Source organism: Streptomyces sp. NPDC054961 (genome assembly GCF_053609145.1).
The window spans coordinates 1-15475 of sequence record NZ_JBSGWY010000024.1; the positions used below are offsets into that span (position 1 = coordinate 1).

13 protein-coding genes are annotated in these 15475 nt (G+C 71.3%); 5 read left to right on the plus strand and 8 right to left on the minus strand.

Annotation, left to right across the window (positions count from 1 at the left end):
- Positions 1-108: 108 nt before the first annotated feature.
- Genes opcA through tkt form a run of 4 tightly spaced genes read right to left on the minus strand, consistent with a single transcriptional unit; the run spans position 109 to position 5939 of the window.
- A complete protein-coding gene (gene opcA / locus ACWF9Z_RS21615; protein WP_453604311.1) occupies positions 109-1155 on the minus strand; it encodes a glucose-6-phosphate dehydrogenase assembly protein OpcA in 1047 nt (348 codons plus the stop codon).
- Positions 1152-2681 (minus strand): glucose-6-phosphate dehydrogenase, encoded by a 1530-nt coding sequence (zwf, locus tag ACWF9Z_RS21620; protein ID WP_453604312.1) that lies wholly within the window; start codon positions 2679-2681, stop codon positions 1152-1154. The genes opcA and zwf overlap by 4 nt, the downstream gene beginning before the upstream one ends.
- 5 nt (positions 2682-2686) lie before the next feature.
- On the minus strand, positions 2687-3805 hold the full coding sequence (tal, locus tag ACWF9Z_RS21625) for a transaldolase (RefSeq protein WP_453604314.1): 1119 nt from the start codon (positions 3803-3805) through the stop codon (positions 2687-2689).
- 31 nt (positions 3806-3836) lie between these two features.
- Positions 3837-5939 carry a transketolase gene (tkt, locus tag ACWF9Z_RS21630; protein ID WP_453604316.1) on the minus strand — a complete coding sequence of 701 codons (2103 nt, stop codon included), beginning with the start codon at positions 5937-5939 and terminating at the stop codon, positions 3837-3839.
- A gap of 267 nt (positions 5940-6206) precedes the next feature.
- Here tkt and ACWF9Z_RS21635 point away from each other — a divergent pair, with 267 nt between their 5' ends.
- The 3 genes from ACWF9Z_RS21635 (at position 6207) to ACWF9Z_RS21645 (ending at position 8817) form a co-directional block, all read left to right on the plus strand.
- Positions 6207-7154, plus strand: coding sequence for a heme o synthase (locus ACWF9Z_RS21635; RefSeq protein WP_453604470.1), 948 nt, complete (start codon positions 6207-6209; stop codon positions 7152-7154).
- A 15-nt stretch (positions 7155-7169) separates the two neighbouring features.
- A complete protein-coding gene (locus tag ACWF9Z_RS21640) occupies positions 7170-7547 on the plus strand; it encodes a hypothetical protein (RefSeq protein WP_453604318.1) in 378 nt (125 codons plus the stop codon).
- 154 nt (positions 7548-7701) lie between these two features.
- A complete protein-coding gene (locus ACWF9Z_RS21645) occupies positions 7702-8817 on the plus strand; it encodes an amidohydrolase family protein (protein ID WP_453604320.1) in 1116 nt (371 codons plus the stop codon).
- A 71-nt stretch (positions 8818-8888) separates the two neighbouring features.
- Here ACWF9Z_RS21645 and ACWF9Z_RS21650 read toward each other — a convergent pair whose 3' ends face one another.
- From ACWF9Z_RS21650 to ACWF9Z_RS21665, 4 genes are all read right to left on the minus strand, one after another.
- Positions 8889-9878, minus strand: coding sequence for a COX15/CtaA family protein (locus tag ACWF9Z_RS21650; RefSeq protein WP_453604322.1), 990 nt, complete (start codon positions 9876-9878; stop codon positions 8889-8891).
- 4 nt (positions 9879-9882) lie between these two features.
- Entirely contained in the window at positions 9883-11019 is a 1137-nt protein-coding gene (locus tag ACWF9Z_RS21655) for a hypothetical protein (protein ID WP_453604323.1), read from the minus strand.
- Between the two features lie 80 nt (positions 11020-11099).
- Entirely contained in the window at positions 11100-11882 is a 783-nt protein-coding gene (locus ACWF9Z_RS21660; protein ID WP_453604325.1) for an ABC transporter permease, read from the minus strand.
- On the minus strand, positions 11879-12805 hold the full coding sequence (locus ACWF9Z_RS21665; protein ID WP_453604327.1) for an ABC transporter ATP-binding protein: 927 nt from the start codon (positions 12803-12805) through the stop codon (positions 11879-11881). Before ACWF9Z_RS21665 ends, ACWF9Z_RS21660 begins: the two co-directional genes overlap by 4 nt.
- A gap of 450 nt (positions 12806-13255) precedes the next feature.
- Between ACWF9Z_RS21665 and ACWF9Z_RS21670 the strand changes: the two genes are divergently transcribed.
- Complete coding sequence (locus tag ACWF9Z_RS21670) at positions 13256-14017, plus strand: helix-turn-helix transcriptional regulator (protein ID WP_453604329.1); 762 nt, start codon at positions 13256-13258, stop codon at positions 14015-14017.
- Positions 14014-15429: a Fe-S cluster assembly protein SufB gene (gene sufB, locus ACWF9Z_RS21675; RefSeq protein WP_453604331.1), complete on the plus strand. Its 1416-nt coding sequence runs from the start codon at positions 14014-14016 to the stop codon at positions 15427-15429. The genes ACWF9Z_RS21670 and sufB overlap by 4 nt, the downstream gene beginning before the upstream one ends.
- The last annotated feature ends 46 nt before the right edge of the window (positions 15430-15475 follow it).

The window sequence follows — 15475 nt, forward strand, 5'->3', positions numbered from 1 at the left end:
TCCACATCTCCGCCGACCGGAAGAACGCCTCGGTCACCTCCGTGCCGCGCGACACCATCGTGGACATCCCGGAGTGCACGGATCCCAAGACCGGCGGCGCCGTTCGTGCTACTTGGCCGCGGCCTTCTTGGCCGGCTTCGCCGGAGCCCGCTTCGCGGCCGGAGCCTCGGCTCCGGGCTTCGCGGCCGGAGCCTGGGCGGCCTCGGCCTCTGCCTCGGCCGCCGGCTGGGAGGCCGCCAGCTTCGCCACGCCGAACTTCAGCGAGGCCTCGTACGTGTTGTCCGGGTCCAGCCGGCGCAGCTCTTCCGCGAGCAGCTCGGCCGTCTCACGGCGCTTGAGCGCCACCGCACGGTCGGGCTGGCCCGGCATGCACAGCGTGGCCAGCGAGCCGTCCGCGCGGTCCAGGACGATCTCGCCGCCCTGGGTCTCCAGGCGGACCGCCGTGAGGCCGGGGCCCGTCGAGGAGGTGCGCCGGACGGGGACCTGCAGCCGGTCCGCGAGCCACATGGCCAGGAGCTCGCAGCTGGGGTTGTCGGCCTCGCCCTCCACGTTGGCCGAGGTCACCGAGTGGGTCTGCTGGTCCAGCGCGGCCGCCAGCATGGAACGCCACGGGGTGATCCGGGTCCAGGACAGGTCCGTGTCCCCGGGGGCGTACGCCTCGGCCCGCGAGCCGAGTGTCGTGATGGGGTCCTCGGCGGAGTAGGTGTCCGAGATCCGGCGCTGGCCGAGCGTCCCCAGGGGGTCGCCCGCCAGATCCTGCGGGGCGCCCTCGGGCCACCAGACGACGACGGGCGCGTCCGGCAGGAGCAGGGGGAGGACCACCGACTGGGCGTGGTCCACCAGTTCGCCGTACAGGCGGAGCACAACCGTTTCGCCCGTGCCGGAGTCCGTCCCGACGCGGACTTCCGCGTCGAGGCGGGCGCCCTGCCGGCTGCGCGGCGAGCGGCTGATCCGCCTGATGACGACGACGATCCGCGAAGGGTGCTCGCGGGACGCGTCGTTCGCCGACTTGAGCGCGTCGTACGCGTTCTCCTCGTCGGTCACGATCACCAGCGTGAGGACCATGCCGATGGCAGGCGTGCCGATGTCCCGGCGCGCCTTCACCAACGCGGCGTTGATCTTGCTGGAGTTGGTCTCCGTGAGGTCGATCTTCATGGCCGGCGCCAGCTCCGTCCGTCTCGTGCGAGCATCTCGTCCGCCTCGACCGGTCCCCAGGTGCCCGACGGGTACTGCGCGGGCTTGCCGTGCGTGTCCCAGTACTTCTCGATCGGGTCGAGGATGTTCCAGGACAGCTCGACCTCCTGGTGGCGCGGGAAGAGGTTCGCGTCACCGAGCAGGACGTCGAGGATGAGCCGCTCGTAGGCCTCGGGGCTCGACTCCGTGAAGGACTCGCCGTAGGCGAAGTCCATCGTGACGTCGCGGACCTCCATCGAGGTGCCCGGAACCTTGGAGCCGAAGCGCACCGTCACGCCCTCGTCCGGCTGGACCCGGATGACCAGGGCGTTCTGCCCGAGCTCCTCGGTCGCGCCCGACTCGAACGGCAGGTACGGGGCCCGCTTGAAGACGACCGCGATCTCGGTCACCCGGCGGCCCAGGCGCTTGCCGGTCCGCAGGTAGAACGGGACGCCCGCCCAGCGGCGGTTGTTGATCTCCAGACGGATGGCCGCGTAGGTGTCGGTCTTCGACTTGGGGTCGATGCCGTCCTCTTCGAGGTACCCGACGACCTTCTCGCCGCCCTGCCACGCCGCCGAGTACTGGCCGCGCACGGTGTGCTTGCCCAGGTCCTCGGGCAGCTCCACGGCGGTCAGCACCTTGAGCTTCTCGGCCACCAGCGCCTTGGGGTGGAAGGAGCCGGGCTCCTCCATCGCGGTCAGCGCGAGCAGCTGCAGGAGGTGGTTCTGGATGACGTCACGGGCCGCGCCGATGCCGTCGTAGTAGCCGGCCCGGCCGCCGATGCCGATGTCCTCGGCCATGGTGATCTGCACGTGGTCGACGTACGACCGGTTCCAGATGGGCTCGAACATCGTGTTGGCGAAGCGGAGCGCCAGGATGTTCTGGACGGTCTCCTTGCCCAGGTAGTGGTCGATCCGGAAGACCTCGTTGGGCGGGAAGACGTCGTGCACGAGCTGGTTGAGCTCCTGTGCACTGGTCAGGTCGTGCCCGAAGGGCTTCTCGATGACCGCGCGCCGCCAGGAGCCTTCCTTCTGGTCCGCCAGCCCGTGCTTCTTGAGCTGGGCGACGACCTTGGGGAAGAACTTCGGCGGGACGGACAGGTAGAAGGCGAAGTTGCCGCCCGTTCCCTGAGCCTTGTCCAGCTCCTCGATCGTCGACTTCAGCGTCTCGAACGCCTGGTCGTCGTCGAAGTCGCCCTGCACGAAGCGGCAGCCCTGTACGAGCTGCTGCCAGACCTCTTCGCGGAAGGGAGTGCGCGCGTGTTCCTTGACCGCGTCGTGGACCTCCTGCGCGAAGTCCTCGTCCTGCCACTCGCGACGGGCGAAGCCGATCAGCGAGAAGCCCGGCGGGAGCAGCCCGCGGTTGGCGAGGTCGTAGACGGCAGGCATCAGTTTCTTGCGCGACAGGTCACCCGTAACGCCGAAAATGACCAGGCCGGACGGCCCCGCGATGCGCGGGAGCCGCCGGTCCTGTGCGTCACGAAGCGGGTTCGCTCCGTTTACAGACAAAGTGTTCAGGCCTCCGTGGGGGCAAGGCGCAGGAGCTCCGCCTCGGTCGACTTCAGCAGGTCGTTCCAGGACACCGCGAACTTCTCGACGCCCTCTTCCTCGAGCAGCTGCACCACATCGTCGTACGAGATGCCCAGCTTCGCGACCGCGTCGAGCTCGGCGCGCGACGCGTCGTAGGTGCCGCGGATGGTGTCGCCGGAGACCTCGCCGTGGTCGGCGGTGGCGTCCAGGGTGGCTTCCGGCATGGTGTTGACCGTGCCGGGGGCGACCAGGTCCACCACGTACAGGGTGTCCTTGTACGCCGGGTCCTTGACGCCCGTCGAGGCCCACAGCGGGCGCTGCTTGTTGGCGTGCGCCTTGTCCAGCGCGGCCCAGCGCTCGGTGGAGAACACCTCTTCGTACGCCTCGTAGGCCAGACGGGCGTTCGCGAGCGCCGCCTTGCCCTTGAGGGCCTTGGCCTCGTCGGAGCCGATGCCGTCCAGGCGCTTGTCGATCTCGGAGTCCACGCGGGACACGAAGAAGGAGGCGACCGAGTGGATCCGGGAGAGGTCCAGGCCCGCGGCCTTCGCCTTCTCCAGACCCGCCAGGTACGCGTCCATGACCTCGCGGTAGCGCTCCAGCGAGAAGATCAGCGTGACGTTGACGCTGATGCCCTTGCCGATGACCTCGGTGATCGCCGGCAGGCCGGCCTTGGTCGCCGGGATCTTGATGAGCGTGTTCGGGCGGTCCACCAGCCAGGCCAGCTGCTTGGCCTCGGCGACGGTCGCCGGGGTGTTGTGGGCCAGACGGGGGTCGACCTCGATCGACACCCGGCCGTCCTGGCCCTCGGTGGCGTCGTACACCGGGCGCAGGATGTCGGCGGCGTCGCGGACGTCCGCCGTGGTGATCATGCGGATCGCCTCTTCGACGGTGACCTTGCGGGCGGCCAGGTCGGCGAGCTGCTGCTCGTACCCCTCGCCGCCGCTGATCGCCTTCTGGAAGATCGCCGGGTTGGTGGTGACCCCGACGACGTGCTGCTGGTCGATGAGCTCGGCCAGGTTGCCGGACGTGATGCGCTTGCGGGACAGGTCGTCCAGCCAGATCGCCACGCCCTCGTCGGAAAGGCGCTTCAGTGCGTCTGTCATGGGAATTGCATCTCCTACTGGTCTGGGGGCGTCAGCGGGCGGCGGCGGCGAGCGAGTCGCGCGCGGCGGCGGCCACGGCCTCGGGGGTGAAACCGAACTCGCGGAACAGCACCTTGGCGTCGGCCGAGGCTCCGAAGTGCTCCAGCGAGACGATCCGGCCGGCGTCGCCGACGTAGCGGTGCCAGGTCAGGCCGATGCCGGCCTCGACGGCGACCCGAGCCTTGACCGACGGCGGCAGCACGCTGTCCTTGTACGCCTGGTCCTGCTCCTCGAACCACTCGACGGACGGCATCGAGACGACCCGCGTCGGCACGCCCTCGGCCTGCAGCGCCTCGCGCGCGGCGACGGCGAGCTGGACCTCGGAGCCGGTGCCGATGAGGACGACCTGGGCGGCCGCGCTCTGCCCCTCGGGGCCGGTCGCCTCGAAGAGCACGTACCCGCCCTTGGCGGCGTCCTCGTTGCGGTCGTAGGTCGGCACGCCCTGGCGGGTCAGCGCCAGACCGTGCGGGGCACCCTTGCCGAACACCTTGGTGTGGCGGCGCAGGATCTCGCGCCAGGCGATGGCGGTCTCGTTCGCGTCGGCCGGGCGGACCACGTTCAGGCCCGGGATGGCGCGCAGCGAGGCGACGTGCTCGACCGGCTGGTGCGTCGGGCCGTCCTCGCCGAGGCCGATGGAGTCGTGCGTCCACACGTAGGTGACCGGCACGTGCATCAGGGCGGAGAGGCGCACGGCGTTGCGCATGTAGTCGGAGAACACCAGGAAGGTGCCGCCGTAGATACGGGTGTGGCCGTGCAGGGCGATGCCGTTCATGGTCGCGGCCATGGCGTGCTCGCGGATGCCGAAGTGGACGGTGCGGCCGTACGGGTCGGCCTCCGGCAGCGGGTTGCCCACCGGCAGGAACGAGGAGTTCTTGTCGATGGTGGTGTTGTTGGAGCCGGCCAGGTCGGCCGAGCCGCCCCACAGCTCCGGGATGACCGCGCCGAGCGCCTCGAGGACCTTGCCGGAGGCGGCGCGGGTGGCGACGCCCTTGCCGGTCTCGAAGACGGGGAGCTTGTCCTCCCAGCCCGCGGGCAGCTCGTTGGCGTTGATCCGGTCGAACTCGGCGGCGCGCTGCGGGTTGGCCGTGCGCCAGGCGGAGAAGTCCTTCTCCCACGCGGCCCTGGCCTCGCGGCCCCGGTCCAGCGCCTTGCGGGTGTGCGCGATGACCTCGTCGGAGACCTCGAAGGTCTGCTCCGGGTCGAAACCGAGCACGCGCTTGGTGGCGGCGACCTCGTCGTCACCGAGGGCGGAGCCGTGCGAGGCCTCCGTGCCCTGGGCGTGCGGGGCCGGCCAGGCGATGATCGAGCGGGCCGCGATGAAGGAGGGGCGCTCCGTCTCGGCCTTGGCGGCCTGGAGGGCGGCGAACAGCGCCTTCGGGTCGAGGTCGCCGTTCTCCTGCTGCGCGACGCGCTGGACGTGCCAGCCGTACGCCTCGTAGCGCTTGAGGGTGTCCTCGGAGACGGCCGTCTCCGTGTCGCCCTCGATGGAGATGTGGTTGTCGTCCCACAGGAGCACCAGGTTGCCGAGCTTCTGGTGGCCCGCCAGCGCGGACGCCTCGTGGGAGATGCCCTCCTGGAGGCAGCCGTCGCCCGAGATCGCGTAGATCATGTGGTCGAACGGCGAGGCGCCCTGGGCGGCCTCGGGGTCGAACAGACCGCGCTCGTAGCGGGCGGCCATGGCCATGCCCACCGCGTTGGCGATGCCCTGGCCCAGCGGGCCGGTGGTGGTCTCCACGCCCGCGGTGTGGCCGTACTCCGGGTGGCCGGGGGTCTTGGAGCCCCAGGTGCGGAAGGCCTTGAGGTCGTCCAGCTCCAGGCCGAAGCCGGCCAGGTACAGCTGGGTGTAGAGGGTCAGCGACGAGTGACCCGCGGAGAGCACGAAACGGTCGCGGCCGACCCATTCCGGATCCGCCGGGTCGTGCCGCATGACCTTCTGGAAGAGGGTGTACGCGACGGGGGCCAGGCTCATCGCCGTGCCGGGGTGGCCGTTACCGACCTTCTGGACCGCGTCGGCGGCCAGGATCCGGGCGGTGTCGACAGCACGCTGGTCCAGTTCGGTCCAGTCGAGCTCTGTGGTCGTCGGCTTGGTGCTCACCGTGGGTCAGGGCTCCTCTCCACATGTCTAGTCCCGGTGACGAACGGTGCACCGGCGATTCCGAGCCTACCCCCGCCACAGCGTGCAGCTATTCGAGTACCCGCGGTCGAGTTGTGACGTCTGAGCGCCGATCGGACCAACACGGGGCGACCCCCGCGCAGGGCGGGGTAAGCGCTACGTCTAGAGTGGCGTGGTACGCGCAAGCCTCACCAAACCCCCACGCATCGCGGGGACAAGGCCGGGGGCTTGCTGGATTCTCTGTCAGGGGTGTGCGTGACGGCCGTCGAATCCCGTCCAGCGGGGGTGCTCGGGACGAGCCCCGGTCACCGGCCGTTCGGGGCCCGGGTCATGGCTTTCGTGGCTTTGACCAAGCCGCGGATCATCGAACTTCTGCTGATCACCACAGTGCCGGTGATGTTCCTCGCCGAGCAGGGCGTGCCGTCCCTGTGGCTGGTCCTCGCGACCTGCTTCGGCGGCTACCTGTCCGCGGGCGGCGCCAACGCGCTGAACATGTACATCGACCGCGACATCGACGCGTTGATGGACCGGACCGCGCAGCGCCCCCTGGTGACCGGCATGGTCAGCCCGGCGGAGTGCCTGGCCTTCGGCATCAGCCTCGCCGTGATCTCGACCCTGTTCTTCGGCCTGCTGATCAACTGGCTGTCGGCGGCACTCTCGCTCGGCGCGCTCCTCTTCTACGTGGTCGTCTACACGATGCTGCTGAAGCGGCGCACCTCCCAGAACATCGTCTGGGGCGGCATCGCGGGCTGCATGCCGGTGCTCATCGGCTGGTCGGCGGTGAAGAACGAGGTCTCCTGGGCCGCCGTCATCCTCTTCCTCGTCATCTTCTTCTGGACGCCGCCGCACTACTGGCCGCTGTCGATGAAGGTCAAGGACGACTACGCGCGGGTCGGCGTGCCGATGCTGCCGGTCGTGGCGGGCAACAAGGCCGTGGCCAAGCAGATCGTCCTCTACAGCTGGGTGATGGTGGCGGTCTCGCTGCTCCTGACCCCGCTCGGCTACACCGGCTGGTTCTACACCTCGGTCGCGCTGGTCGCGGGTGGCTGGTGGCTGTGGGAGGCGCACGCGCTCAACGCGCGGGCCAAGTCGGGCGTGACGGGCGCGAAGCTCAAGGAGATGCGGCTGTTCCACTGGTCGATCACCTATGTGTCGCTGCTCTTCGTCGCCGTCGCCGTGGATCCCTTCCTCCGTTGATTACTCACCGGTAGCATGCCTTCCATGGCAGAGACCGAGGAGACCGCCGCCACGGCGGACAAGAAGCAGGACCGTACGGCCGCGAAGCTGGCCAAGCAGATCGGCGCGTTCGCCAAGCAGCACGGCGGCGCCGAGGGCCAGCTCGCGCACATCGGCCAGGCGGGCACCCGGATCGTCCTCGTCGGCACGGACGGCGGCTGGGGCGACCTGGTGGCCCCGACGTACGACACCGCGCGGCTCGCGGCCGAGAAGGCCGGGCTGACCCTCCACGAGGAGTTCGACGGCGAGTTCGCCGCGCGCGTGAGGACGGGGCCGTACGAGTGGACCCGGATGGCCGGCATGCAGCTCGGCGGGCCGGCGAACCCGGCGAGCCCGGCGAGCCCGGCGGCCTGAACGGGGCGGCCGGATCCCTGCGGATCATTGGCTTGATGGTCACGGTCCCGGGCGTGTCACCCGCTCGGTCAACAGCCCGAGCAACACCTCACACCCCGCGCACCCGTTAGGACGTGTGGAAGCCCCTTCCTCACGTCCGCAACGGGATGCCCGGATGATCGAAACGCCGCCCCTGGTGGACCAGTACTGCCAGGGAGTGCTCCGCACGGAGCTGGGCCTCGCCACCTTCGAGGCCCAGCTGATCCGCCCGGCCGGCCCACCCGCCGCCGGCACCACGTTCTTCGACACCCAGACCGGCTTCGCCCTGCGCCGCTGGTGCCCGCCGCTGCTCGGCCTCGAACCGCACTGCGCACCCGCCCGCTACCTCGCCCGGCGCCGCGAACTGGGCGCCGCCGAGTCGGCCCGCAGACTGCTGCGCGGCTCCGGGGTCGCCGTCCGGCTGGTCGACACCGGAGTGCCCGGCGACCTCACCGGGCCCAAGGAGCTGGCCCTGGCGGGCGGCGGCGAGGCCTTCGAGCTCGTGCGGCTGGAGCTGCTGGCCGAACAAGCCGCCGACACCTCCGGGACCGCGGCCGCCTTCCTCGCCAACCTCTCCGAGGCCGTCCACCACGCCGCCGCCGGTGCCGTGGGCTTCACCTGCGGCGGCGAGGCGGGGGCCGCGGCCCTGTCCTGGAGCACCGCCCTCGCGCGCTCGCCGGAGCCGCCCGGCCCGGGCGAGGTGCGGGGTGCGGCCGGGCGCTGGCTCGCCGGGCGGCCCAGGGGCGGCGCCGTACGGGACCCCGTGCTCCTGCGCCACCTGGTGTGGAGCGCGGTGGCCTCGGGGCTGCCGCTCCAGCTGCACACCGGCGGGGGCGCGGGGGAGCCGGAGCGGCTGACGGACTTCCTGCGGGCCACCGCGGGGCTCGGCACCCGGCTGGTGCTGCTCGGCGGATACCCGTACCACCGCCAGGCCGCGCGGCTGGCGACGCTCTTCCCGCACGTGTACGCCGAGCTCGGCGCGGCTCCCGGGCAGAGCGGGGAACGGGCCGCCGGGGTGCTGGCCGAGTGCCTGGAGAGCGCCCCGTTCGGAAAGCTGATGTTCGGCGGCGGCGGACGGCAGCTGGCCGAACTGCACGTGGTGGGCGCCCGGGTCTTCCGCGAGGCGCTGGGCCGGGTCCTGGGCGGATGGGTCGCCGAGGGCTCCTGGTCCTGGCGGGACGCCGAGCGGGTGGCGGCGATGGTCGCGGCGGGCAACGCGCGCCGCGTCTACCGGCTGGACGAGCGGACCTGAGGTCCCGCGCGGCGCCGGGGGCCGCGCGGCGCCGGGGGCCGCCGGGGAGGCGCGGCCCCGGCGCGGTCGGCTCAGACCGTGGTGAGCCGGACGTCGCCCTGGGCCGGGATGCCGGCCTGCTCCGCCGGGCGCTCGCGCAGGCTCAGCGCGACCCGGACCACCGCGATCCACACCAGGCAGGAGCCGAGCATGTGGGCGGCCACCAGGGCCTCGGGAACCTGGGTGAAGTACTGCACGTAGCCGATGCCGCCCTGGGCGAGCAGCACGATCAGCAGGTCGCGGGCGCGCGCCCGGGTGTCGACCGGGGCGTCGACCACCCGCAGCACCAGCCACATCGCGACGGCGAGCGCGCACACCAGCCAGGCGGACACGGCGTGCACGTGGGCGGCGGCCGACCAGTCGAAGGGCATCCGCTTGATCTCGCTGCTGTCACCCGCGTGCGGGCCGGAACCGGTGACCACGGTGCCCGCGGCGATCAGTACGACGGCGGCCGCGACCAGCGCCCACGACAGCTTGCGCACGGGAGCCGGCACGCGCGGCCGGACGGGGCCGTCGCCCTCGCGGGTGCGCTGCCAGGTGATCGTGGTCACGGTGATCAGCGAGGTGGCGAGCATGAAGTGCCCGGCCACGCTGTAGGGGTTGAGCCCCGTCAGGACGGTGATGCCGCCGAGGACCGCGTTGCCCATCACGAGGGCGAACTGGAGCCAGCCGAGCCGGGTCAGCGAGCGGCGCCACGGCTTGGCGCAGCGGGCGGCGACGATCGTCCAGCCAACGGCCGCGCAGAGCACGTACGTCAGCATGCGGTTGCCGAACTCGATGGCGCCGTGGAAGCCCTGCTCCTGGGTGACGATCAGGCTGTCGCTCGTGCACTTGGGCCAGGTGTCGCAGCCGAGACCGGATCCGGTCAGCCGCACCGCGCCGCCGGTGACGACGATGGCGATGCTCATGAGCACCGCGGCGAACGCGGCCCGCCGGACGGTCCGGGGTGACGGAGTCCAGCGGCGGGAGAGGTAAGCGAGGGGGGTCAACACGGCCCTTATCGTACGCGGACCCTTGTGCAAAGTTTCACGAGGGGGTGGCCGCTGCGGCTTCCGGGCCGATGACCGCGTGGAACCGGGCTCCGGCCGGGTCGCCTTCGGTGTGCCACCAGACGCGGATCCGCCAAGGGGCGGCTTCGCCCGGGTAGTCGGTGGAGGCCGCGAAGCCCCGTACTAATTCGGCGCCTATGTCCTCAGCCGTCCTGTTTCTTACTTCCATGCTGCTGTGCCAGGGATGTGACTGTACGTTCCACAGTCCGTCGGAGCCGCGGACCTCGATGCGCCAGACCGCGAGCCAGGGGGTCACCTCGAGCATCGTGCGGACCTGGTCGGCCTCCAGGCGCAGCCGGGCGGCGATCCCGGGCTCGGTGACGCCCTGGATCCGGGCGGCCACCACGGCCTGGGGCAGCAGCCGTTCGGGCAGCAGCCCCCGGGCGCGCAGGCTCACCAGCGCGTCGAAGGTGAGGTAGCGCAGCCGCAGTTCGAGCTGTCGGCCGATGTGGTCCAGGGCCTCCTCGGCCTCCTGGGACTCCTCCGCGCCGGGACCGGCGAGCAGCAGCCGCCGGAAGGAGCCCTCCGCGTCCACGGCCCAGGCCACCGCGTCCTCGGCCAGGCCCAGCTCCGCGAGCCGGTCGCCGAGGAAGACCTTCGCCTGCGCGAGGCCCCGCTGATTGACCGGATCCGCCTGGTCCAGGCCCGCCCAGACCTCCAGGGCGCCGCGCGTCAGGTCCAGGGCGCGCTCGCCGGCGGCCCGCTCCATGGCGCTCGGCCCGCTCTCGGAGCCGGACCCCAGGGGGTACCTCGGCAGCCGTTCCCCGTCGCTGAGCGGCCAGGACAGCCAGACGCCCTGGTTGATCAGGCCGCGGGCGTACCAGCGGGCGAATTCGGGGGTGTGGCCGGCGGCCTGCTGCGAGAACCGCAGCCCCTCCTCGACGGCGGCCAGCGCGCCGCCCCGGTCGCCGGCGGCGAAGCGGCGGGCCGCCAGGTCGCCGAGCCGCAGGCCCAGCCGGGCCGCGCACTCGGCGTCGGTGCGGGCCGGCTCGCGCAGCGCGCCGATCAGCTCGGCCAGCAGGGCGTCGGCCTCCGCGGGCTGTGCCCGCGCGGCGCCCGACCGGACCCGTGACCACTGTTCGTCCAGCCGCAGAACGGCCTCCCGCTGCGCCATGCCCGCCCCCCGGCGTCGGTGGTGCGCTGTCGTGTGGACGCGTCCATCCTCCTGCCGGGGCGAGGTTCAGGGGAAGGGATTCACTGCCAGCGGAACAGGCGTCCGGCGGCGCCCAGGCCGAGTACGGCCCAGACGGCGAGGACCGCCGCGTCGCCCCAGGGCAGCGAGGCCCCGTGCTGGAGCACCTCGCGCAGCCCGTCGGAGAGCGCCGAGATCGGCAGCAGGCCGAGGACGCTCTGGACCGCGTCCGGGAACTTATCCAGCGGCACGATCACCCCGCCGCCGACCAGCAGCAGCAGGAACACCAGGTTGGCGGCGGCCAGCGTCGCCTCCGCCTTGAGGGTGCCCGCCATCAGCAGGCCCAGACCGGAGAAGGCGGCGGTGCCGAGCAGCAGCAGGACGGCGACCGACAGCGGATCGCCGTGCGGGGACCAGCCCAGGGCGAGGGCGATCACCGTGAGCAGGGCGATCTGCAGCACCTCGGTCACCAGCACGGACAGCGTCTTGGCGGCCATCAGCGCCCAGCGCGGCAGCGGCGAGGCCCCGAGGCGCTTGAGGACCCCGTAGCGGCGGTCGAAGCCGGTGGCGATGGCCTGGCCGGTGAAGGCGGTGGACAGCACGGCCAGCGCCAGGATGCCGGGAGCGAGGAAGTCCACGGACTTGCCGGAGCCCCCCTCCTGGAGGGGCACGTCGATGATGTCGACCGCGGAGAACAGCACCAGCAGCAGCGACGGGATGATCACCGTGAGCAGCAGCTGCTCGCCGTTGCGCAGCAGCATCCGCGTCTCCAGCGAGGCCTGCGCGAGGATCATGCGGGACACGGGCGCGGCCCCCGGTCCGGGGGTGAACGTACCGGTGCTCATGCGCGCAACTCCTTGCCGGTCAGTTCGAGGAAGACGTCTTCGAGGGTGTGCCGTTCCACCGAGAGGCTGTCCGGCATCACCCCGTGCTGTGCGCACCAGGCGGCGACGGTGGCCAGCAGCTGCGGGTCCACCTCGCCGTCGACCCGGTAGACGCCGGGCGTGAGCTCGGCGGCCCGGCTGCCGTCGGGCAGGGCCTTGAGCAGCGAGGGGAGGTCGAGGGCGGGGCGGCCGGTGAAGCGCAGGGTGTTCTCGGCGCCGCCGCGGCACAGCTGCTCGGGGCTGCCGTGGGCGATGACCCGGCCGGCGTCGACGACGGCGACCTCGTCCGCGAGCTGCTCGGCCTCGTCCATGTGGTGGGTGGTGAGGACGACGGAGACGCCGTCGGCGCGCAGCTCCCGTACGAGGTCCCAGGTCGCGCGACGGGCCTGCGGGTCGAGGCCGGCGGTCGGCTCGTCCAGGAAGACCAGCTCGGGGCGGCCGACGACGGCCATGGCGAGGGAGAGGCGCTGCTGCTGGCCTCCGGAGAGCCGGCGGTAGGCGGTGCGGCCGCAGCCGCCGAGGCCGAGGCGCTCCACCAGGGCGGGGACGTCCAGGGGGTTCGCGTAGAGCTTGGCCATGTGGCGCAGCATCTCGACGGCGCGGGCGCCGGAGTAGACGCCGCCGGACTGGAGCATCACGCCGATGCGCGGGCGCAGGGCGTCGGCCTGTGCGACGGGGTCGAGGCCGAGGACGCGGACGGTTCCGGCGTCGGGGCGGTGGTAGCCCTCGCAGGTTTCCACGGTGGTCGTCTTGCCCGCGCCGTTGGGACCGAGGACCGCGGTGACCGAGGCCCTGCGGACGGTGAGGTCCAGCCCGTCCACCGCTGTCTTGGCGCCGTACCGCTTCACCAGTCCGCGGATGTCCACGGCGGGGTCGTTGCTCATGGACGTCGAGTCTACGGAGCCGCGGAAGGCTGCCGGGACGGGGTCGTGGGTCCCGCCGCCGAAGGGTCACAGACCCGTACGTTCCTGATGTTTTCCTACGACTCGCGCGGGCGGTGGGGCCGATTCCGTCGCCGTCGGAGGCGGACGCGCGGGGCGGACGGGGCGGTTTTCGGCCCCGCGGTCCCGGATGGCCCAGCCGGACCCGGAGATCCTCTCCGGGGTCCGGTGCTCCCCGTGGCGGGGCACGTCGTGGGCGGAGGACCGCTGGTGGGAGCCGTCGAGCGGTCCGACGGCGGGGCCCCGCGGGGATCGGAGAGGGTCCTCCGCCTCACGCTCCGTGGGCAGATTAGGTAACCCTTAGTGACGGAGGCCACCAGGAGTGGCCTCCGTCACGGCTTGTCGGGCCCCGGCTATTTACGCAACAATGGCGTTGTGAAATACGGCGAACGGATGAGCGAGGCCCCACAGGGCGAACTCGCGACCGGGGAGCGGTCGACCCGCAACCGGGTCGCGCGGTCGATCCTGGACCACGGCCCCTCCACCGTCGCCGACCTCGCCCAGCGTCTCGGCCTCACCCAGGCCGCCGTACGCCGCCACCTCGACACGCTCGTCGCCGACGACGTGGTCGAACCCCGTGAGCAGCGCGTGTACGGCGCGCGCACCCGGGGCCGGCCCGCCAAGGTCTTCGCGCTCACCGACTGCGGCCGCGACGCCTTCGACCAGTCCTACGACTCCCTCGCCGCGGACGCCATGCGCTGGATCGCGCAGGCCGCCGGCGGCGGGGAGCGGGGAGAGGCGGCCGTGACCGCCTTCGCCAGGGCGCGGCTGGCGGCTCAGGCGGAGACCTACCGGGAAGCCGTGGAGGCCGCCGCGCCCGCGGACCGCACCGAGGCCCTTGCCAGGGCGTTGACCGGGGACGGGTACGCTGCTACGGCGAAGAACGCTCCCGGTCCGCACAGCGGTGAACAGCTCTGCCAGCACCACTGCCCGGTCGCGCACGTAGCCGAGCAGTTCCCGCAGCTCTGCGAGGCGGAGACGGAGATCTTCTCCCGCTTGCTCGGGACGCATGTGCAGCGGCTCGCCACGATCGCCCACGGCGACGGGGTGTGCACGACGTTCATTCCGCGCAGCGCGAACGGCGCCCCCGTCAGGGACGCCACACAGACCGACACCTCAGTATCTGCAAGTACGGCCGGGAGGAACCCCGCATGACCACGGAGACTGCTCACCCTGAGCTCGATGGCCTGGGCACCTACGAATACGGATGGGCCGACTCCGACGCGGCCGGTGCGACCGCCAAGCGGGGTCTGTCCGAAGAGGTCGTCCGCGACATCTCGGCGAAGAAGTCCGAGTCTGAGTGGATGCTGAACCTCCGCCTCAAGGGCCTCAAGCTCTTCGGGAAGAAGCCCATGCCGAACTGGGGTTCCGACCTCTCCGGCATCGACTTCGACAACATCAAGTACTTCGTGCGTTCCACCGAGAAGCAGGCCGCTTCCTGGGAGGATCTGCCGGAGGACATCAAGAACACGTACGACAAGCTCGGCATCCCCGAGGCGGAGAAGCAGCGCCTCGTCGCCGGTGTCGCGGCCCAGTACGAGTCCGAGGTCGTCTACCACCAGATCCGTGAGGACCTGGAGGAGCAGGGCGTCATCTTCCTCGACACGGACACCGCGCTGAAGGAGCACCCGGAGCTCTTCGAGGAGTACTTCGGCACGGTCATCCCGGTCGGCGACAACAAGTTCGCGTCGCTGAACACCGCCGTGTGGTCGGGAGGCTCGTTCATCTACGTGCCCAAGGGCGTCAAGGTCGACATCCCGCTCCAGGCCTACTTCCGTATCAACACGGAGAACATGGGCCAGTTCGAGCGGACGCTGATCATCGTGGACGAGGACGCCTACGTCCACTACGTCGAGGGCTGCACCGCCCCGATCTACTCCTCGGACTCGCTGCACAGCGCCGTGGTCGAGATCATCGTGAAGAAGGGCGGCCGCTGCCGCTACACGACGATCCAGAACTGGTCGAACAACGTCTACAACCTGGTCACCAAGCGCGCCGTGGCGTACGAGGGCGCGACCATGGAGTGGATCGACGGCAACATCGGTTCCAAGGTCACCATGAAGTACCCGGCCGTCTACCTGATGGGCGAGCACGCGAAGGGCGAGACCCTGTCCATCGCCTTCGCGGGCGAGGGCCAGCACCAGGACGCCGGCTCCAAGATGGTCCACATGGCGCCGAACACCTCCTCCAACATCGTCTCGAAGTCGGTGGCCCGGGGCGGCGGCCGCACCTCGTACCGAGGCCTGGTCGAGATCGGCGAGGGAGCCCACGGCTCCAAGTCCAACGTCCTGTGTGACGCGCTCCTGGTCGACACGATCTCCCGCTCGGACACGTACCCCTACGTGGACGTCCGCGAGGACGACGTGTCCATGGGCCACGAGGCGACCGTCTCCAAGGTCTCCGACGACCAGCTCTTCTACCTGATGAGCCGCGGTCTGACGGAGTTCGAGGCGATGGCCATGATCGTGCGCGGCTTCGTCGAGCCGATCGCCCGTGAGCTCCCGATGGAGTACGCGCTGGAGCTGAACCGGCTGATCGAGCTGCAGATGGAGGGCTCGGTCGGCTAGTACCGGCCCGCCCGACGTCCCACAGCAGATTCTTTAGGAAGAGAGC